Here is a 19,198-nt window from a genome sequence, read left to right on the forward strand (position 1 = left end):
TGTTCCTACCGGTCCCGGTGGGCGACAAAACGTGCCGTATGGCGCAGAATGGCTGCCTTTTCGCCAAACGGCTCCAGCAGTTCCTCCGCCTGGGCGACCAGACCGCATAGCTGGCTGCGAGCCCAATCCTCACCATGGAGCCCGGCGAGTGTTGCCTTTCCCGCGGCGGCGTCCTTGCCGGTCGCCTTGCCCATCGTTTCCGGGCTGGCGGTGAGGTCGAGAAGATCGTCGGCAAGTTGGAAGGCGAGCCCGATCGCCTCACCGAATGCCGACAGCCGCTCCCGTTCGGCCGCCCCCGCCTCGCCGACAATCGCGCCGGCTTCGCAGGCGTAACGAATGAGTGCGCCGGTCTTCATGGCCTGTAGCAGCACGATCTCCTGTTCGCCCGGCGTTTCGCGCTCTGCCGCGAGATCGAGTGCCTGGCCGCCGGCCATGCCGCCCAGGCCGGCGGCGCGCGCAAGCCCCTTCACGAGCGCAAGCCGCGTTGCGGCAGGCAGATCCGTCTCCGCATCGGCGATGATATCGAAGGCGTAGGTCAGCAGACTGTCGCCGGCCAGTATCGCGGTGGCCTCGTCGAACTGGCGGTGAACGGTCGGCTGTCCGCGGCGCAGGTCGTCGTCGTCCATTGCAGGCAGGTCGTCATGAATGAGCGAATAGCAGTGCACACATTCAAGCGCGCAGGCGGCCCGCAGCACGGCTTCACCGCCGGCATCAAACAGGGCGGCAGTCTCCATCAGCAGAAAGGGCCGGAGACGTTTTCCACCGTTGAGCACGCCGTGCCGCATCGCCGCGACCAGGTCTTCCGGTCTGGCGATTTCACCTTCGCGGGGTCGCGTATCCAGCAGCAGGCGCAACTGGCTCTCGACTTCTTCGGCACGCAGGGCGAGCAATTCTTCGAAGGGAAAGGCGGTCGGTTCTTCCATGCGGCGAGCGATGGCCCTAATCGGCGCCGCGGTCAAGGGCCTCGGCTTTGCTTGCCAGCGTCGCAACCGGAAGCTATGCGAAAGGGACTGAAAGTTGGGAGAGTGGGATTGCCTGCACCGACAGTGGATGCAGAAAGGAAGGAGGGCGGGCGCCGCCGAAACAAGGGGCGTAGGCGGCGTCTGCGCGCAAGGTTGCTGCGCGGGCTCGCGGCAGTGCTCGTCATCGTTCTCCTCCTGCCGCTGGGGCTGACACTTCTTTACCGCCTCCCGATGGTCCAACCTGTTTCCACACTCATGCTTGCCGACCTGGCCGCTCTGCACGGTTATGACAGGCAATGGGTTCGGCTCGACGAGGCGGGCAATACCGCCATCTACGCGGTGATGATGTCGGAAGACGGCCAGTTCTGTAGCCATGGCGGGGTGGATTGGGGCGCCGTCAAGACGGTGGTGCAGGATGCACTTTCAGGTGCACAACCGCGCGGTGCGTCCACCATCCCCATGCAAACCGTAAAAAACCTCTTCCTGTGGCCGGGACGCTCTTTCGCGCGGAAAGCTATCGAGACGCCATTGGCGATCTATTTCGATGCCGTTGTTCCGAAGCGGCGCATCATGGAAATCTATCTCAACATCGCGGAATGGGGGCCGGGTATCTATGGCATTGAAGCAGCGGCACGGCATCATTTCGGCAAGGCTGCGCAGAATCTCACGGCGCGGGAAGCCGCCTTGCTCGCCGTTACCTTGCCGAATCCGGCCGGGCGCAATCCAGCCCGTCCTTCAAACAACCTCAGTCGACTAGCCCGGATTATTCAGGAACGCGCAAGCAAGGCCGGTGCCTATATTTCCTGCCTGCAGCCGAAGGAGTGACAAAGATGGTCAGGCGCGGCACCTCCATTGGCTTCTTCGGCCGGTTCGGGCGGTCCGAGAATTTGCGGCGGCTCGATGCGGCGTTGCGAGAGGCCGGGCTCCACCCCCTGCAAATTCCCGAAGGGGTGAAGCTCGCCGCCGTCAGCGTAATCGGAGGCGAGCGGACGGAAGAACCGTCGCCGACGGCCTATCCTCCCGCAGGCGAGTTGATGGCGCTGTGCGTGTTGGGGGCGGATCAGTTTGCGCGGGAAAATACGCAGGGTCGGCTTTCCGCGGCAACGCAGCGCCTGGAAGCGGCGCTGGAGCAAGGCGAGAGTGAGGACGCCAAGCTCATTCTGCTCATGTTGCACGCCGGGCTTATCCATCCCGAGCTCGTTTCCCGGTACGATATTCGTGCCGAGACGGACGACCCCGATTGAGCGCGGGCTTGCGGAATTCAAAAAATGGGCCTACCTACTGGCCAAGGCGCTCCTTCCCGTGTATAGGAGCGCGGAATTTTCTGAACATGGCCGGATTTGCGGAAGCTCCTTGTGAGGGCCGCGAGGGGTCGTCGAGATTTACCGGAGAGTGCAATGGCTGTACCGAAAAGAAAAACGACACCGTCGAAGCGCGGCATGCGGCGTTCGGCCGACGCGCTCAAGCAGTCGACCTATGTGGAAGACAAGGACTCCGGCGAGCTGCGCCGTCCGCATCACATCGATCTGAAGACGGGCATGTATCGCGGCCGCCAGGTTCTGGAGCCGAAAGAATCGTAGTTTCCGCTCTCAGGCAACCTTTGAAGGGACCGGCCATTGTGCCGGTCTTTTCTTTTTAGCCTTGTGTCCGCTATTTCCCGTTGCCGGATCTTTCGGCCGCGGCCCGCATCCGCTCCAGCATGGATTCCAGGTCGGCGGTGATGCGCCGGTGCAGCTCGACGGCCGTCTCGGGAAACTCTTCCAGAATGCGGCGAAACATGGTGCGGCTGAGTCGGATGACCGTCATCTCGGTTTGCGCCGAGGCGCTCGTGGGACGTTCGGATTCAGCGATCAGGGCCAGCTCACCGAGGATTGTTCCGGGCCCGTGTGTGGATAGCGTGGTGCGTTTGTCACCGTCCTGGCGGTAAAGGGCGACGGTGCCGGAGGCAATGACAAAGGCGCAGTCCGCCACGGCACCCTCGGCATAGAGTTTACGCCCGGCGGCGAGCGTGATTGTCTCGGCCCCGAAAGCCATGAGGCGCAACTGTTCGCGTGTAAAGCCACGGAAAAGCTTTACCGCGGCCAGCACGCGGATATCGTCATCCAGCGCCATGCGATCGTCCCCGTCCCGATCCCTGCAACCTGCGGTGAAAATGCCGCAGAATCAGGGCACGAGCTTGTATCCGCCGCTTTCTGTCACAAGAATTTCGGCTTTGGAAGGATCGCGTTCGATCTTTTGCCGCAGACGATAGACGTGCGTTTCGAGCGTGTGTGTGGTCACGCCGGAATTGTAGCCCCACACCTCCTCGAGCAGAACATCGCGCGTGATCACCTTCTGCTCGGCCCGATAGAGATAGCGGATGATGGCGGCTTCTTTCTCAGTAAGGCGGATCTTGCTGCCACGCTCGTCCACCAAAAGTTTCTGGCTCGGCTTGAACGTATACGGACCGACGGAAAAGCGGGCGTCTTCGCTCTGTTCGTGCTGGCGCAGCTGGGCGCGGATACGCGCCAGAAGCACGGCAAAGCGGAAGGGCTTCGTCACATAGTCGTTAGCCCCAGCTTCCAGCCCCAGAATCGTATCCGAATCGGTGTCCTGGGCCGTCAGCATGATAATGGGAGCGCGATAGCCGCCCTTGCGCAGGATCTTAACCGCTTCCCTGCCATCCATGTCAGGCAGGCCGACATCCATGATCGTAAGATCGACCATGCCGTTGCGGGCGGCCTGAATACCTTTGGAGGCCGCGGCTTCATCGAGCAGCTCGAATTCCTCGTACAGGGCAAGCTGCTCGACCAGCGTTGACCGAAGATCGTCGTCGTCGTCGACGATCAGGATGGTGCGTGGCGTCATGTTTCAGTCCGTTGATTTTTAACCCGACAGATTTAAACCAGCCCCCATATTGCTTTGTGTAGAGGTAATAAGACCAGTATGAAAGCCAGCAACAAATAATTGTTCATTATGGCGATTTTGTTCCTAAAACATGGTCAGGCTACCACATGCTGACGCGGAAGACCAAAGGCGCCGTTTTTACGGTGCGTCCCCGTCCCGGAAAACCGCAGGAGGGGCTGATTAGTTATAACGGCGTCGTTTATCCCTGCGCACTTGGGCGCGGCGGCATCGAATCGCGCAAACGCGAGGGGGACGGGGCCACGCCGCTTGCCTCCATGCGTCCGTTGAGGATTTACTACCGTTCCGATCGCCGCAAGTCAGGGGTTGGTCCGGTCCGTCTTCCCGCGTTTCCCATCCGACCGGATCTTGGCTGGTGCGACGCGCCGGACAACGCCAATTACAACCGGCCGGTGCGGCTGCCCTTCGCCGCCAGCCATGAAGCGATGCTGCGCGAGGACAGGCTTTACGATGTCTGCGTGGTTCTGGATTGGAACATCACATCGCGCGGCCGGAACCTGGGCAGCGCTATATTCCTGCACATCGCAAAGCCAAGCTTTTCACCCACGGAAGGTTGTATTGCCGTTTCGCCTACCGTCATGGGTCGCCTGCTGCCGGCACTTTCAACGCAGGCGCGCATCATCGTATCGCGATAGCAGTCAAATCATCGGGCCATGGAATGGTATTCATCATTGGGGCGCATATCGACCGCCGTGGCCACGCGGTTCGTCATGTTGAAGAAGGCGGCAACGGACGCAATGTCCCAGATATCCCGCTCGGTAAAGCCTGCCTCGCGGAGCGCTTCCCGGTCGGGTTCCTCGACCTTTTCCGGCGTTTCAGTCAGCTTCACGGCAAAATCCAGCATGGACTTATGGCGCGTCGTCAGCGAAGCCGCCCGATAGTTCATCACCATCATTTCGCCGAGCGCCGGATCGCCCGAGAGCTGGCGCACCGCCGCGCCGTGGGCCGTCAGGCAGTAATAGCAGTGGTTTGCGCTGGAGACCGCGACTGCGATCATTTCGCGCTCAAGCTTGCTGAGCCCGGATTCGCCCAGCATCATGTCGTTGTACATGTCGGTGAAGGCGCGCAGCTTCGCTTCATCGAATGTGTAGGCTCGCAGGACGTTCGGCACGAGGCCCAGCTTCTCCTCGCATTTAGCGAAATATGCGCGTGTCTCCTCACCAAGTTCGGGTTTGGGGAGATCAAGTGCGGTTACGCGGGTCGTCATTATGTTTACACCTCCATCGGTAACATAGCAGGTGGACGGCAAGTCCACGGGCTCGTCAAAATGACGTATCTGTGCCAAACATACAGCAAGTTTTTCGGGAGGGTCCCCGCATGGGCGTGAAAGCAAAGTCGGCGAAGATTTCACACGCAGAACAGCCCGCCACGTCGGATGAAGCGCGTTTGCGGGAACTCCTCGTTTCGCGCGCGCCGGCGGAAGATCTGGCGAATTATGACGCGGCGGCCATAGATCGCTCCGTCGAGCTTGCTCTGGCTGCCCTGACGGAGCATGCCCCCGGGAAAAGCACCATCCATGTGGAAGCCGATCCCGGCATTGAGTGCGCCGGGCGCGCCGTCACGACGGTCACGATCGTCAACGACAATATGCCCTTCATTTTCGATTCGGTGATGGCCGAGATCACCGGGTCCACGCCCGAACCGACGCTGGTGCTGCATCCGATTGTCGCGGTTCGCGATCACAGTGCCGGCCGCGGCGGGGTGGTGGGCGATGGAAGCGCAAAGATGTCGGGCGATGTCGGGCGTGTGAGCCTTGTGCACGTGCATGTGCCGCGCATTTCGCCCGAGCGATGCGAAAAGCTGCGGGAGGGGCTGGCTCGTATCCTCTTGCAGGTCCGGGCGGCCGTTACTGGTTGGAAACCGATGCTGGCGCGCCTCGACCAAGAGATAACGCGCCTGCGCTATGCGCCCATCCCGCTGGAGGAAGATGCGGTCGCCGAGGCCGTCGCGTTTTTGGAATGGCTGCGCGACGACAACTTCACCTTCCTCGGGATGCGCGAGTTCCGCTACACCGGCAGCGAAGAAGACGGGACGCTCGAGCGCGCCGACAAAAAGGGCTTGGGCATCCTAGCTGACCCGAACGTCCTTGTGCTGCGCCGGGGCGGCGAGCCGGTATCTACCACCCCTGAAATTCGCGCGTTCCTGCACGGGCCCGACCCGCTCATCGTCACCAAGGCGAACGCACGCTCGCTGGTCCATCGCCGTGTCCATCTGGATTATATAGGGGTGAAGACATTTAGCGAGGAAGGCGAGCTGACGGGCGAGTTGCGCATCGTCGGTCTCTTTACCTCGACCGCCTACACGCGCTCGGTCATGAAAATCCCGTATCTGCGGTCCAAGACGCGGGCCTTGATCGCGCGCTCCGGATTTGCGCCGACCGACCACTCGGGTAAGGCGCTGATCAATGTGCTGGAATCCTATCCCCGCGACGAGCTTTTCCAGATCAGCGTCACGCAACTGCGCAAACATGCCGAGGCAATCCTGGCCCTCGGCGACCGCCCGCGCGTTCGCGTGCTCTACCGCATCGACAGGTTCGACCGTTTCGTCTCGGTCATCGTCTTCGTTCCGCGCGACCGGTACGATTCCCAGGCTCGCGCCGAGATCGGAGAATACCTGAAAACCGCGTTCGATGGGCGGGTCTCAGCCTATTATCCGGCCTTTCCGGAAGGTTCGCTGGCGCGGGTTCATTTCATCATCGGCCGTTCAGGTGGCAAGACACCACGGATCGAGCCGGAGAAGCTGGAATCTGCCGTTCGGAACATCGTGCGCACCTGGGATGATGCGCTGCAGGACGCGGTGGAGGTTTCGGGCGCCAGGGACGATATCGCCGCCCTGGCCGCCGCCTTCCCGGAGAGCTACCGCAACAGCTTCGAACCTAAGACGGCGCTGGCGGATGCAGCGTGCATCGAGACGCTGTCAGCGGAAAATCCCATTGCTATCGATTTCCACCGCCGCGGGGATCAAGAGCCCGATCAGGCGGCGCTGAAGATTTATCACTTCGGCGCGCCGGTGGCGCTTAGCCGGCGCGTGCCGCTTCTGGAGAATATGGGATTCCGCGTCATCAGCGAGCGCACTTTCGAGATCGGCGAGCCCGGCGAGGATCAGGTCTTTCTGCACGACATGGAACTGGAGAGCGCGTTCGATGACAGTAAGATCGATCTTTCGGATGACGGCGCTCTGTTCGAGGAGGTCTTCCACGCGGTCTGGCGCCAGGATCACGACAATGACCGGTTGAATGCATTGGCGCAAACGGCGCGGCTCAGAGCCTCCGAGATCTCCGTTCTGCGCGCTTACAGCCGATTCCTGCATCAGTCGGGCATTCCGCAAAGCCAGGGCTTCATCGCCAATACCCTCAATCGCTATCCCCACATCGCCGCCAAGCTCTTCGCTTTGTTCGTGGCGCGCTTCGACCCCGCCCAAGCGGGAGACGCTTCGGCGGGGGAACAGGCTCGTAAAATTGAAACGGAGATCGAAGAGGCACTCGAGAGTGTACCGAGCCTCGATGACGACACGATCATCAACCGCTTCCTAAACCTCATCAAATCCACACTGCGCACCAATTATTTCGCAGACAGCGCGCAATTTGCGCAAACATCGCTGGCGTTAAAGCTGGACTCGCGCGCAGTCGAAGGTCTGCCGCAGCCGCGGCCTTGGCGCGAGATCTTCGTCTACGGTCCGGACGTGGAGGGTGTGCATCTGCGCTACGGGCCAGTGGCGCGCGGCGGGCTGCGCTGGTCGGACCGGGCGCAGGATTACCGCACGGAGGTGCTGGGTCTCGTCAAGGCGCAGCAGGTGAAGAATGGCGTCATCGTGCCGGTCGGCGCAAAGGGTGGGTTCTATCCGCGGCGGCTGCCGGCCGGCAGTGACAGGCAGGCTGTCTTCGAGGCGGGCAGGCGGGCCTATATCAATTTCATATCCTCCCTCTTGTCGATCACCGACAATCTTGACGCGGACAGGGTCGTGCCGCCTGAGAACACGGTTCGCCACGACAACAACGATCCCTATTTCGTCGTTGCCGCCGACAAGGGCACGGCCACCTTCTCCGACACGGCCAACGAGATCAGCCAGGCGCATGATTTCTGGCTGGACGACGCCTTCGCTTCCGGCGGTTCTGCCGGATACGATCATAAGAAGATGGGAATTACAGCGCGCGGCGGATGGGAGGCGGTGAAGCGGCATTTCCGTGAGATGAACCGCGACATACAGAGCGAGCCGTTCACTGCCGTCGGCGTGGGCGATATGTCGGGCGACGTGTTCGGAAACGGCATGTTGCTTTCCCCGTGTACAAAGCTGATTGCCGCATTCGATCACCGGGACATTTTCATCGACCCCGATCCGGACGAGATGATTTCCTATGCCGAGCGGAAGCGGCTGTTCGGCATGGGCCGCTGCACCTGGCAGGATTACGACAAATCCAAGCTTTCCAAGGGCGGCATCATCGTCTCCCGTGCACAGAAGCAGGTCACGTTGAGCCGGGAGGCGGCCGACGCCATCGGCATGGAGGAGACCACCGGGTCCCCGGCGGAGGTCATACGCGCGATCCTGAAGGCACCCGCCGACCTGTTGTGGTTCGGCGGCATCGGCACCTATGTACGCGCAGCCGGCGAGTCCAACCAGGATGTAGGCGACCGCGCCAACGATGCCGTCCGCATCACCGCCCCCGAAGTCGGAGCCAAGGTGATTGGTGAGGGGGCTAACCTCGGTCTGACCCAGCGCGCGCGGATCGAGTACGATCTGCATGGCGGGCGCTGCAACTCCGACGCGATCGATAATTCCGCCGGGGTCAATTCCTCCGACATGGAGGTTAACATCAAGATCGCGCTCGCAGCGGCCATGCGCTCCGGCCGTCTTACGCGCCCCGACCGCAACGAGCTGCTTGCTGCGATGACCGAGGATGTGGCCGGGCTCGTGCTCCAGAACAACTACCGCCAGACTCTGGCCATCTCCATGGTCGAGCGGCGAGGTGTTTCCGAGCTGCCGCATCAGGCGCGCATGATGACGATGTTCGAGAACCAGGGGCACCTGGACCGGGCCGTGGAGTTCCTCCCCGGTCCGGAAGCGATCGCCGAACGGCAAGGTCGTGGCGAGTGCCTGACAAGAGCGGAAATCGGGGTTCTGCTCGCCTATGCCAAGATCGTGCTGTTCGATGAGCTGGTCGAAAGCGGCCTGCCTGACGAACCTCATTTCGAGAGCGACCTCTTCGACTATTTCCCGACGCAGATGCGCGAGCAGTATGCGGGGGAAATCCGCGACCATCGGCTGCGGCGCGAGATCATCGCCACCGAGCTTGCCAATGACGTTATCGATCGGGGTGGGCCTACCTTCATTACCCAGCTACAGGACATGACCGGCCGCCCGGCGTCGGAGATCGTCGCTGCCTACGCGGTCGTGCGCGACGGCTTTGACCTGCGATCCCTCTATGCAGCCATCGATGCGCTGGACAACCGGATCGACGGCCAGGTACAGCTTGGGCTCTACCAGCGTGTTTGGAAGCTGATCGTCACGGCAACCGCCTGGCAGCTGAAGACCGGGGCCGGACAAGGCAACACGGGCGAGCGGATCCGCCGTTTGGCCGAGGCGCGCCGGACGCTCGAGCCGCAGCTTGATACCGTCATGACCGACTTCCTCAAGAACGGCATGAACGAGACCGTCAGGACTCTCGAAGGAGAGGATGTGCCGGCGGATCTGGCAAGGCAGCTTGCCTTCCTCGACGTCGCGGTGCTCGTTCCCGATATCGCGCATGCCGCAGACACCGCCAAGGCGGAACTGTCCAGGGCGGCGTCGACCTTCTTCGCGATCAGCGAGGCGTTTCGGTTGAGCCGCATAGAGGCGGCAGCGGACTCGCTCACGCCGGCCGATTACTACGACGGCCTGGCGCGAGCCCGGGCCATGGATACCATCGACGCCGCCAGGCGCGACATCACGATCACCGCCCTCTCAACCTATCCCGATGCGGATAACCCGGCCCAGCGGTGGGTCGAGGCAGGCGATTCGCGCGTGGCGCGGGTACGCGAGCGGCTGCAGTCGCTGATAGATACGGGCGACCTTTCCATCTCGCGCCTGACGGTTGCCGCGGGACTGATTGCGGATCTGAACACTTGAATCAGGCTGAGGGAGTCGTGCCGACGGGCAGTGGCCTGACGGTGAACCGCCGCGGTATCTGGGGCTGGATGTTCTTCGATTGGGCGCAGCAGCCTTTTCACACGCTCGTTCTTACTTTCGTCTTCGGCCCCTATTTCGCTGCCGCTGTCGCCTCGGACTCGGCACGAGGTCAGGAATTATGGGGGCTAGCGACCGGCATCGGCGGTCTTCTGATTGCGCTTTCGTCACCTGTGCTCGGCGCCATCGCCGATGCATCCGGACCGCGCAAGCCGTGGATCTTCGCCCTTTCGACCATTGGTGTCCTGGCCTGCTCGGCATTGTGGTTTGCTACACCCGACACAGAGAATCTCACATTCGTATTGATTGCGGTAGCGCTCGGCGTTTTCGGGATGGAGTTCGCCGCCGTCTTCAACAACGCCATGATGCCGAATCTCGTGCCACGATCCGAACTGGGCCGGCTTTCCGGCTCCGCGTGGGGCCTTGGTTATGTGGGCGGGCTTGTCTCGCTCGTGCTTGTGTTGGGTCTCATGGCGGCCACGCCGGAAACGGGGGGTACGCTGCTCGGTCTCGAGCCGATCCTCGGGCTCGATCCGGCCGCGCGAGAAGGCGACCGAGCATCGGGGCCGTTCACGGCGCTCTGGTATGTTGTCTTCGTCCTGCCGATGTTTCTTTTCACACCCGACCAGCCGCGCCGCAGAACGGTTGGCGCAGTTCGGGAAGGTTTGCGGCGGCTTGGCGCAACGCTTCGCCGCCTGCCTTCCGAGCGCAGCTATTTTAGCTTTCTCATCTCTTCGATGCTCTATCGCGATGCGCTCAACGCGCTCTATATTTTCGGCGGTATTTATGCCGCCGGCGTTCTCGGGTGGTCGACCACTCAAATCGGAATCTTCGGAATTATCGCCGCCGCGACCGGTGCGGTCGGCGCTTGGGCCGGAGGGCGCGTCGACCAGGCTTTCGGGCCGAAAACCGTTGTGACGGCCTCCATCCTCATTCTCGTGTTGTCCTGCCTTATGGTTATCTCGACCACGCCCGAGGAGATCTTCTTCATGCCGCTCGACGCGGCAAGCCCTCTGCCGAACGTGATTTTCTTTGTTGCCGGCGGGCTCATCGGGGCGGCCGGCGGGGCGATTCAAGCCTCCTCGCGCACACTTCTTGTCGACCAGGTGCCCCATGGGCATATCGCCGAGGGCTTCGGCCTTTATGCCCTTTCAGGCAAGGCCACCACCTTTATCGGCCCGCTCGCGGTGGCCGCGGCAACGGGTTATTTTTCCAACGCTGCATTCTCCTTTTCGCCCGAAACGGCACAACGTCTGGGCGTCACGCCCATTCTCGCGCTGTTCGTTCTGGGGTTGATTCTGCTCCCGATGATCCGCAGTCGCGTGGAACCTTGAGGGTGTAGCCTCAGTGCCGGAAATGCCTGATCCCAGTGAACACCATGGCGATACCGTTCTCGTCGGCGGCGGCAATCACCTCTTCGTCACGCATGGAGCCGCCGGGCTGGATAACGGCGGTCGCGCCTGCCTCCACGGCGCTTAAAAGCCCGTCGGCAAAGGGGAAGAAGGCGTCGGACGCCACGACCGAACCCTTGGTGAGCGGCTCCCCCAGCCCCGCGGCTTCGGCCGCGTCCTCAGCCTTCCGTGCGGCGATACGTGCCGAATCCACCCGGCTCATCTGGCCGGCCCCTATGCCGATCGTCGCACCGTCGCGCGCATAGACGATTGCGTTCGACTTTACATGCTTGGCCACGCGGAAGGCGAATTTCAGGTCCGCCATCTCTTTATCGCTCGGAGCGCGTTTCGTGACGACCTTGAGATCAAGATCGTCAACACTGCCGTTGTCGCGGGTCTGGACAAGCAGTCCGCCGGAAACGGTCTTTGCAGTGAGGCCTGGCTGACGCGGGTCCGCGACACCGTTCGTAAGAAGCAGGCGCAGGTTCTTTTTGGCGGCGATCAGCGCCTGAGCCTCGTCCGTCGCGTCAGGGGCGATGATAACCTCGGTGAAAATCTTTGCGATCTCCTCCGCCGCTTCCGCGTCAAGCGGACGGTTTAGGGCCACGATGCCACCGAAGGCCGAGACCGGATCGCAGGCGAGAGCCTGCTTGTAAGCCTCGGCAAGCGACGCCCCCTCCGCCACGCCGCAGGGGTTGGCGTGCTTGATGATGGCGACTGCCGCAGTTTTCTGCGGATCGAATTCGCAGACGAGTTCGAAGGCCGCATCCGTATCATTGATGTTATTGTAGGAAAGTTGCTTGCCCTGGGTCTGGCTGGCGGTCGCCACGCCCGGTCTCCGATCACCAGTCACGTAGAAGCCGGCCTTCTGGTGCGGGTTTTCACCATAGCGCATCACCTGTTTCAGCCGGCCGCCGAAGCTTTGCCATTCGGGCTGCTCGATCTGCAGCGTTTCGGCGAACCATTGCGAGATCGCGGCATCATAGGCCGCCGTGCGCGCATAGGCTTTTGCCGCCAGTTCCTGGCGCAGGCGATAGGGCACGGCGCCGTCGTGCTCGTTCAAGGCTTGAAGCACGCGTTCGTAGTCCGCCGGGTCGGTCACCACGGTCACGTAGGCGTGGTTCTTGGCGGCGGCGCGCAGCATGGCTGGACCGCCGATATCGATGTTTTCGACCGTCGTTGCGTAATCCCCGCCGCCAAAGCGGACCTCCTCGAAGGGATAGAGATTAATGATGATGAGATCGATGGGTTGGATGGCATGGGCCTCCATGGCCGCACGGTGTTCCTCGTCATCGCGAATGCCCAGGAGACCGCCATGGACGTTCGGGTGAAGCGTTTTCACGCGCCCATCCATGATTTCCGGAAAGCCCGTCAGGTCTGATACGTCACGCACCATGAGCCCATCTCCGGTCAGTGCCCGCGCCGTACCGCCCGTGGAGACGAGGTCGATCTCATGCTCCGCCAGCGCACGGGCGAGATCGACAATGCCCGACTTGTCGGAAACAGACAGGAGCGCTTTTTTGATCGGGATGAGATCGGGGGGTGGGACTTTTTTTGACGATACGGACATGAGCAGGCATCTTCCTCGGCAGGTTGGCCACGGGTTAGCACAAGCTCTGCGCAAATCAAGCTGCGATGCCATTGACTTTACAGTTGCGCTTTACGCTGGGTGTCCACCCTACCCTGCCGGGCAGAGGGCACGAAAGAGCGCTGACTGCCATGAATGGCAGTTCACAACTGTCGCGTCGAACCATCGAATATTAACGCGGCGGCGCCGCTTTACTGCATACCGGGCTTCAGCACGACCTTGGTGGTTTCGTTCTGTTCAAAGGCGAACTTGTGATATCCCTTCGGCGCCTGCTCAAGCGGAAGCCGGTGGCTGATCAGGAAGGTGGTGTCCACCTTGCCTTCGCGGATCAGATCCAAGAGCTTTGGCATATAGCGCTGCATGTGCGTCTGCCCGGTGCGCAGCGTCAGCCCCTTTTGCATGAACGCACCCGCGGGGAACTTGTCCACAAACCCGCCATAGACACCCGGCACGGACACACGCCCGCCCTTCCGGCACGCATAAAGTGCCTGGCGCAGCACATGCGGCCGGTCCGTCTCGAGCATCACCTTCTGCTTGGCATAATCGTAGAGATTGTCGACCGCGAAACCATGGCTTTCCATGCCGACCGCATCGATGACAGCGTCCGGGCCGATCCCGCCCGTCATTTCCACCAGCGCCTCGTAGACATGGGTATTTCTAAAGTTGACGGCCTTGGCGCCGAATTTCCGGGCCAACTCCAGCCGGTGGGGATAGTGATCGATCGCAATCACCTGCCCGGCGCCCATGATTAATGCGCTTTGCACCGCAAACAGCCCAACCGGGCCGCAGCCCCACACGGCGACGGTATCGCCTTCTTTGATCTCGCAATTTTCCGCCGCCATCCAGCCTGTCGGCAGGATATCGGAGAGGAAGAGCACCTCATCATCCTCCATGCCATCGGGGACGACGATGGGACCGACATCCGAATAAGGCACCCGGACATATTCCGCCTGCCCACCGGCATAACCTCCGGTCAGGTGCGTATAGCCGAAGAAACCGCCGGCACGGTGCCCGTAAAGCATTTCCGAGATGTCGGCCTTGTCGGCCGGATTGGAGTTGTCGCAAGCGGCATAGAGCTGTTTTTCGCAGAAAAAGCAGTGCCCGCATGCAATCACGAAGGGCACCACCACGCGGTCACCCTTCTTCAGCTTCTTGTTGTCCTTTCCGACGTCAACCACTTCGCCCATGAATTCATGGCCAAGAATATCGCCTGGCGTAAGCGCCGGAATGAGGCCGTTGTAAAGATGAAGATCGGACCCGCAGATAGCGGTCGAGGTGACCTTGATGATGGCATCGCGCGGATTGACGATTTCCGGGTCGCGCACCGTATCGACGCGGACGTCCCTCTTTCCATGCCAGGTAAGCGCTCGCATTATGGACTCTCCCTTATGCGCGGGGCGCGGTAAGCTCCGTGGCGGCGGTGGCGATCTCGCCCGTTTCCATCAATTGCTTGAAGCGGCGTAGCTCGCGGCGAACCTGGATCTGCGGTTCGCGCTGCATGACCTTCGCCGCCGCACGTCCGACCGCGCCTGCCGGCGGTTCGTAGGCGATGGTCGCCTCGACCTGCGTGCCGCGCCCGCCCGGAGCATCGCGGAAGAGGACACGGCCGCTGTTGCTCACTTCCGAATCCGCATCCGTTTCCCATGCAATCAACTCGTTCTCGCGCTCCTCGGTAATCTTCGTCTCGAACGTGACGCTGCTGCCGGCCGGCGCTTCGATGACCCAGCGCGAACGCATCCGGTCGATCGGCGTGACCGAGCGAACATTCTCCATGAATTCGGGAAACCGGGCAAAATCGCGCCAGCGCGCATAGACTTCCTCTCGCGGGCGATTGATCGTGACCGTGCGGCCGACCAACGCGGCTACCGCTCCGGTGCGGCGCCACAGGCGCCGTGGTGAATCCTCGGGCTGCACGATTGTGCGTTTGCGCATGCCCTTGCGCGCGACCGCCAAGATCGCCACACCCGCCGCGGTACCGAGGACGACGGCGGCAATGGCGCGTCCGTTTCTATATTCGTGATGTCGGTGATGCATGAAACACTCCATCGCGGTGGGACCCGCGTCTTGGGTGCACGAACCATTTGCCGGCGAGGATTGTTCCGCGCTGCCGAAAGCGTTTGAACCATAAAAAACGCCCGCCGGGGGAGGAGGTCCGGCGGGTGCTTCTGAATACGACCAGCACTAGGGAGGAGAACTGCTGGCCGGCTCGGCGAGCCTGGGAGGAGGAAGGCCGCGCCGAGAACTTGGCCGCTACATAAGGCGGTGGCCGGTCCGGTTAAAGTGCAATCACCGCATATCTGGTTTGAAAATCTGCGGCATTCGCGCGCGGCCTTTGACAAACCGGCTACCGGGAATAGAACGGGCTGTAACACATTGGCCCGCACCGGGAGAAAATCATGACCACGAATGTAGCGCCCGTCGGACTGGCACGCGACCTGGACGAACGCGCCAGGTCGGGAAAGCCGGTGCGGATCGGTCTTGTAGGCGCGGGCGAAATGGGGACCGACATCGTCGCTCGGGTTGCGCATATGTCCGGAATCGAAGTCGGTGCCATTGCCGAGCACAAGGTCGAGGCGGCCATGAAAGCTGTCAAAATCGCCTATGGCGAGGACGGCCGCGCCCGCTGCGTCGACAGCGGATTGGCAATGACGGCAGCCATGGAAAGCGGCAGGATCGCTGTTGCCGAGAGCGCGGCAATGCTCGTCGAGAGCGAACTGATCGACGTGGTGGTCGACGCCACGGGCGTGCCCTCTGTCGGCGCCGAGATCGGCTTGTCGGCAATGCAGCACGGCAAGCATCTCGTCATGATGAACGTCGAGGCCGACGTGACTATCGGCGCGTATCTGAAGAGCGAGGCGGACCGCCTGGGCGTTACCTATTCGCTGGGAGCTGGCGACGAGCCTTCAGCCTGCATGGAACTGATCGAGTTCGTCTCCGCCATGGGCCATCCGATCGTGGCCGCGGGCAAAGGCAAGAACAATCCGCTCAACATCGACGCTGTGCCCGACGATTACGCCGAAGAGGCAAAGCGTCGGAACATGAACAAGCGTATGCTGGTCGAGTTCGTCGACGGCTCCAAGACCATGGTCGAGATGGCCGCCATCGCCAACGCGACCGGCCTTGTGCCCGACAGGCCGGGCATGCACGGCCCTTCTTCAACGCTCGACCAGCTTTCCTCCACGCTGATACCTCGGGAGGATGGCGGTGTGCTCTCACGCGCCGGCGTGGTGGACTATTCCGTCGGTAAGGGCGTGGCCCCCGGCGTCTTCGTCATCGCCGAGATGGGTCATCCGCGCATCCGCGAGCGGATGGAGGACCTCAAGATGGGCACCGGGCCCTATTTCACATTTCACAGGCCCTATCACCTCACCTCGCTGGAAGTGCCGCTGACTTGCGCGCGCGTCGTACTTTACGGCAAGGCGGACATGGTCCCGCTCAAAACACCGGTCGCCGAGGTCTGCGCCGTGGCAAAGAAGGATCTCTCGCCGGGTGACCGCCTCGATGCCATCGGTGAGTACACCTACCGTGCCTGGATTATGGCGGTAGGCGACGCACGCGCGGAAAAGGCCATACCTTGCGGGCTTCTCGAGCGCGGAACGGTATTGCAGCCGATCCGCAGGGGCGACCTGATCACCTACAATAACGCCGCGCCACCAAAGGGCTCAAAAATCGCGGCGTTGCGGGCGCTGCAGGATGAACGCCTCTACAAGGAAAGTCGCAACTAACCGGCTTTCCCTACACAACCGTCCATGTAACCAAATAGCCACTGTGAACCGCGAAGTCCGTGGCCAACCCCTCTTCCACTTGCGAATACCAAGAAAATAATCCAGTCAAAAAACGATATGAATGCGTCGGGGGGCGGCATCAATGCAAAGCCATTATGGTTCTTCCGATCGTCGCGTCGAGGAGATGCGGCGGTCGGCACATGCCCAGGCTTTGGACCTTATTCCGGAAAATGCAGGGCCGCGCGCGTCGACGTGCAGGGGCGGTGCGGTGTATTCCGTGCGCGAGCCTGGCTCTCAAGAATTCCTTTCCGAGAGTCACTTCGCGGCCGTCATGCTCGCGCCCTGTCGGGGTATCGAGGCGGCAATCGCCAGCGATTCCATGAGAAGGTTTGATGCGCCGGTCGGGATGATCATTGTCAATCCCGCGAATGTGGATAGCCGCACAAAATGGCATGCAATGCGGGAAAATGCGGTGGTGGCGATCGGACCGGAAAGCCTGCAGGAACTGGCCGAACAGGAGTTCGACAGAACGGGACTCGAACTCCAGGCACCGCCTTTCGGAACGATCGATCCCACCGCGCTCCGTATTGCCGAGATGCTGAAGGCTGAACTGAGCGGCCACGAGCCAACCAGCGAATTCTACATAGATTCACTGGTAACCTTGTTTGGCATCCACCTGCTGCGCAATTATACCAACATCCAGGGCTCCACGTCCAAAGTCGCCGGAGGGCTTTCCCTGCGCGCCGCGCGACGCATCGATGAATTTCTTCATGAGAATTTTGCGCGTAAGCTCGCCGTCGCCGACCTTGCCGCAATATGCGAACTTTCACCCGGACATTTCATTCAGGCCTTTGCCAAGACCTTCGGCATTTCTCCGCATCAGTATCTTTTGAATCTGCGCCTCGCCCGCGCGGAGAAGATGCTGGTCGAGACCGAACTGACGATCGCGGCCATCGCTTATTTGACGGGGTTTTCGAGCCAGAGTCATCTCACCTCGGCCATGCGCAAGCACAAGGGGTTGACACCTGCGCTGCTGCGCTCCCGGCGTATATAGTATCCTAGGCGATGGATCGCAGCGCTGCGGCGACGCGCTCTATATCCTGCTCGTTGTTGCGGATGCTGGGAGTAAGTCGCACGTGCGGCACGGCATAGGGCGCCACGGAAGCGATAATTTCGTGCTGCCGCAGTCGGGAGACCACAGCGTTGGGATGCACGCCATCGACGTCGAACGAGACAATTCCCGCGGAAAACCGGCTATCGCGCGGCGTGCGCAGCGTCACGCCCGGATGTTCCGCAAGAGCGTCCTTTAAGGACGTCGCAAGAAAATGGGTTCGCTCAGCAACACGCGCGCGACCGATCTGCCGGTGCAGCGCGAACGCTTCCGACAGGGCCCAGCGATGCTCGAACGGCTTGAATCCCCCGGGCGTCATCCGCGGCCCCGTATTGCCACCGGGCGGTTCGTCGGCTCCCTCCAGCCAGGCGCTGAAGACGGCATCGTCCGTGAAGCTGGGAATGGTGGGGCGTACGGCATCCAGCCCGCGCTCACTGATGGCTACGATGCCAGTGCCACGCGGCCCGAACAGCCATTTATGACACCCTGCCATGAAGAAGTCGCAGCCAAGCTGCAGAAAATTAGTATCTTCGACGCCAAAACCATGCACGGCATCGATGCCCAGCAGAACCTGATCCTCCGCGTCCCGCTCGGCATTCACCTCACGCAAGGCAGCCGCGATCGCGCTTACGGGCATTTTCAGACCGGTGCTCGAGTGAACCCAGGTCAGCGCGACGAGGCGCGTTGCCGGGCGCACTGCGTCGACGATTCGACTGACGATCTCGTCTTCACTCGTCTCCGCCGGATCCTCGAAAAGCGTAATCTTGCGTACTCCGGCGCCCGTGCGTTCCGCCATGAGGCGAAGGGACTCGTGGGTAACGTAATAATCGTGCTCGGTCGTTAGAACCTCATCGCCCGGCTGCAGCTTCAACCCCGTGTAGACGAGGCCGATGCCCATCGTCGTGCTATCGGTCAGCGCAATATGCGAAGGGTGAACGCCGAGATAGTCGCCCGCAGCCTGCCGTGCGGCATCGGTGAGGCGATTGTTGTTACGCTCAAGATAACGCACGGGATCGGCGTCCAGCCCGCTGCGATGCTCCTCGATTGCCTCGCGGACCGGCCGGGGATGGGAGGCGATCAGCATCGTGCTCATATGAACAGTGTCGGGCGACAAATCGAAAAGGTCGCGCACCCAAGGCCAACTGCCGGGCTCGCCAAGAGGTGCTTGTGCCGACGCTTGCCATACTGAGGTGTCGGCAGCAAATGCAAAGCCGGCCACCCCGGATGCCTTGAGTACGGTTCGACGTGAAAGGGCCATTCTGTCCATCCGATGTTTGCAAATCAACACACCAGAGGGCGGCTTGTTCCCAGCGTGTGGCGACCCGGTGCAGCGTTCTGGCAGTACGTCGTAGTGACCC

The 19,198-nt window shown here is 61.7% G+C and carries 16 protein-coding genes; 8 read left to right on the forward strand and 8 right to left on the reverse strand.

Features of this window, described 5'->3' with window-relative positions; genetic code table 11:
• Positions 1 to 5: 5 nt before the first annotated feature.
• Positions 6 to 923: a polyprenyl synthetase family protein gene (locus tag LY631_RS01400; protein ID WP_274423319.1), complete on the reverse strand. Its 918-nt coding sequence runs from the start codon at positions 921 to 923 to the stop codon at positions 6 to 8.
• Between the two features lie 75 nt (positions 924 to 998).
• Here LY631_RS01400 and LY631_RS01405 point away from each other — a divergent pair, with 75 nt between their 5' ends.
• From LY631_RS01405 to rpmF, 3 genes are all read left to right on the forward strand, one after another.
• A complete protein-coding gene (locus LY631_RS01405; RefSeq protein ID WP_445082820.1) occupies positions 999 to 1,787 on the forward strand; it encodes a biosynthetic peptidoglycan transglycosylase in 789 nt (262 codons plus the stop codon).
• A gap of 5 nt (positions 1,788 to 1,792) precedes the next feature.
• A complete protein-coding gene (locus LY631_RS01410) occupies positions 1,793 to 2,206 on the forward strand; it encodes a hypothetical protein (RefSeq protein WP_274423320.1) in 414 nt (137 codons plus the stop codon).
• 153 nt (positions 2,207 to 2,359) lie between these two features.
• Complete coding sequence (gene rpmF / locus LY631_RS01415) at positions 2,360 to 2,542, forward strand: 50S ribosomal protein L32 (RefSeq protein ID WP_274423321.1); 183 nt, start codon at positions 2,360 to 2,362, stop codon at positions 2,540 to 2,542.
• Between the two features lie 70 nt (positions 2,543 to 2,612).
• On the opposite strand, the gene LY631_RS01420 is transcribed toward rpmF, so the two are convergent.
• Positions 2,613 to 3,074, reverse strand: a complete 462-nt coding sequence (locus LY631_RS01420) for a cyclic nucleotide-binding domain-containing protein (RefSeq protein WP_274423322.1) — start codon at positions 3,072 to 3,074, stop codon at positions 2,613 to 2,615.
• A 51-nt stretch (positions 3,075 to 3,125) separates the two neighbouring features.
• Positions 3,126 to 3,809, reverse strand: coding sequence for a response regulator transcription factor (locus LY631_RS01425; RefSeq protein WP_274423323.1), 684 nt, complete (start codon positions 3,807 to 3,809; stop codon positions 3,126 to 3,128).
• A gap of 146 nt (positions 3,810 to 3,955) precedes the next feature.
• On the opposite strand from LY631_RS01425, the gene LY631_RS01430 reads away from it, so the two are divergent.
• A complete protein-coding gene (locus LY631_RS01430) occupies positions 3,956 to 4,501 on the forward strand; it encodes a L,D-transpeptidase family protein (protein WP_274423324.1) in 546 nt (181 codons plus the stop codon).
• 8 nt (positions 4,502 to 4,509) lie between these two features.
• Here LY631_RS01430 and LY631_RS01435 read toward each other — a convergent pair whose 3' ends face one another.
• Positions 4,510 to 5,073 (reverse strand): peroxidase-related enzyme, encoded by a 564-nt coding sequence (locus tag LY631_RS01435; protein WP_274423325.1) that lies wholly within the window; start codon positions 5,071 to 5,073, stop codon positions 4,510 to 4,512.
• Between the two features lie 110 nt (positions 5,074 to 5,183).
• Between LY631_RS01435 and LY631_RS01440 the strand changes: the two genes are divergently transcribed.
• Together LY631_RS01440 and LY631_RS01445 are read left to right on the forward strand one after the other, a co-directional pair.
• Positions 5,184 to 9,968: an NAD-glutamate dehydrogenase gene (locus tag LY631_RS01440; RefSeq protein WP_274423326.1), complete on the forward strand. Its 4,785-nt coding sequence runs from the start codon at positions 5,184 to 5,186 to the stop codon at positions 9,966 to 9,968.
• Positions 9,969 to 10,036: 68 nt separating this feature from the next.
• The gene (locus LY631_RS01445) at positions 10,037 to 11,359 is read left to right on the forward strand and encodes an MFS transporter (protein WP_274423873.1); all 1,323 of its coding nucleotides are present in this window, start codon (positions 10,037 to 10,039) and stop codon (positions 11,357 to 11,359) included.
• A gap of 10 nt (positions 11,360 to 11,369) precedes the next feature.
• Here the strand turns inward: LY631_RS01445 and purH are convergent, their stop codons facing one another.
• The 3 genes from purH to LY631_RS01460 form a co-directional block, all read right to left on the reverse strand.
• Positions 11,370 to 12,986, reverse strand: coding sequence for a bifunctional phosphoribosylaminoimidazolecarboxamide formyltransferase/IMP cyclohydrolase (purH, locus tag LY631_RS01450; protein WP_274423327.1), 1,617 nt, complete (start codon positions 12,984 to 12,986; stop codon positions 11,370 to 11,372).
• 209 nt (positions 12,987 to 13,195) lie between these two features.
• The gene (locus LY631_RS01455) at positions 13,196 to 14,377 is read right to left on the reverse strand and encodes a zinc-dependent alcohol dehydrogenase (protein WP_274423328.1); all 1,182 of its coding nucleotides are present in this window, start codon (positions 14,375 to 14,377) and stop codon (positions 13,196 to 13,198) included.
• A gap of 13 nt (positions 14,378 to 14,390) precedes the next feature.
• A complete protein-coding gene (locus LY631_RS01460) occupies positions 14,391 to 15,038 on the reverse strand; it encodes an SRPBCC family protein (protein ID WP_274423329.1) in 648 nt (215 codons plus the stop codon).
• A gap of 362 nt (positions 15,039 to 15,400) precedes the next feature.
• Between LY631_RS01460 and LY631_RS01465 the strand changes: the two genes are divergently transcribed.
• Complete coding sequence (locus LY631_RS01465) at positions 15,401 to 16,729, forward strand: NAD(P)H-dependent oxidoreductase (protein ID WP_274423330.1); 1,329 nt, start codon at positions 15,401 to 15,403, stop codon at positions 16,727 to 16,729.
• A 142-nt stretch (positions 16,730 to 16,871) separates the two neighbouring features.
• Positions 16,872 to 17,783, forward strand: a complete 912-nt coding sequence (locus LY631_RS01470; protein WP_274423331.1) for a helix-turn-helix domain-containing protein — start codon at positions 16,872 to 16,874, stop codon at positions 17,781 to 17,783.
• Between the two features lie 4 nt (positions 17,784 to 17,787).
• Here LY631_RS01470 and LY631_RS01475 read toward each other — a convergent pair whose 3' ends face one another.
• Complete coding sequence (locus LY631_RS01475; RefSeq protein WP_274423332.1) at positions 17,788 to 19,098, reverse strand: aminotransferase class V-fold PLP-dependent enzyme; 1,311 nt, start codon at positions 19,096 to 19,098, stop codon at positions 17,788 to 17,790.
• Between the last annotated feature and the right edge of the window lie 100 nt (positions 19,099 to 19,198).

Origin of the sequence: Chelativorans sp. YIM 93263 (genome assembly GCF_028767125.1) — a bacterium.
GTDB lineage: Bacteria > Pseudomonadota > Alphaproteobacteria > Rhizobiales > Rhizobiaceae > Chelativorans.

Coding starts and splice junctions, on each gene's coding strand:
- LY631_RS01400 (WP_274423319.1), bottom strand. CDS start 923: ATGGAAGAACCGACCGCCTTTCCCTTCGAAGAATTGCTCGCCCTGCGT.
- LY631_RS01405 (WP_445082820.1), top strand. CDS start 999: ATGCGAAAGGGACTGAAAGTTGGGAGAGTGGGATTGCCTGCACCGACA.
- LY631_RS01410 (WP_274423320.1), top strand. CDS start 1,793: ATGGTCAGGCGCGGCACCTCCATTGGCTTCTTCGGCCGGTTCGGGCGG.
- rpmF (WP_274423321.1), top strand. CDS start 2,360: ATGGCTGTACCGAAAAGAAAAACGACACCGTCGAAGCGCGGCATGCGG.
- LY631_RS01420 (WP_274423322.1), bottom strand. CDS start 3,074: ATGGCGCTGGATGACGATATCCGCGTGCTGGCCGCGGTAAAGCTTTTC.
- LY631_RS01425 (WP_274423323.1), bottom strand. CDS start 3,809: ATGACGCCACGCACCATCCTGATCGTCGACGACGACGACGATCTTCGG.
- LY631_RS01430 (WP_274423324.1), top strand. CDS start 3,956: ATGCTGACGCGGAAGACCAAAGGCGCCGTTTTTACGGTGCGTCCCCGT.
- LY631_RS01435 (WP_274423325.1), bottom strand. CDS start 5,073: ATGACGACCCGCGTAACCGCACTTGATCTCCCCAAACCCGAACTTGGT.
- LY631_RS01440 (WP_274423326.1), top strand. CDS start 5,184: ATGGGCGTGAAAGCAAAGTCGGCGAAGATTTCACACGCAGAACAGCCC.
- LY631_RS01445 (WP_274423873.1), top strand. CDS start 10,037: ATGTTCTTCGATTGGGCGCAGCAGCCTTTTCACACGCTCGTTCTTACT.
- purH (WP_274423327.1), bottom strand. CDS start 12,986: ATGTCCGTATCGTCAAAAAAAGTCCCACCCCCCGATCTCATCCCGATC.
- LY631_RS01455 (WP_274423328.1), bottom strand. CDS start 14,377: ATGCGAGCGCTTACCTGGCATGGAAAGAGGGACGTCCGCGTCGATACG.
- LY631_RS01460 (WP_274423329.1), bottom strand. CDS start 15,038: ATGCATCACCGACATCACGAATATAGAAACGGACGCGCCATTGCCGCC.
- LY631_RS01465 (WP_274423330.1), top strand. CDS start 15,401: ATGACCACGAATGTAGCGCCCGTCGGACTGGCACGCGACCTGGACGAA.
- LY631_RS01470 (WP_274423331.1), top strand. CDS start 16,872: ATGCAAAGCCATTATGGTTCTTCCGATCGTCGCGTCGAGGAGATGCGG.
- LY631_RS01475 (WP_274423332.1), bottom strand. CDS start 19,098: ATGGCCCTTTCACGTCGAACCGTACTCAAGGCATCCGGGGTGGCCGGC.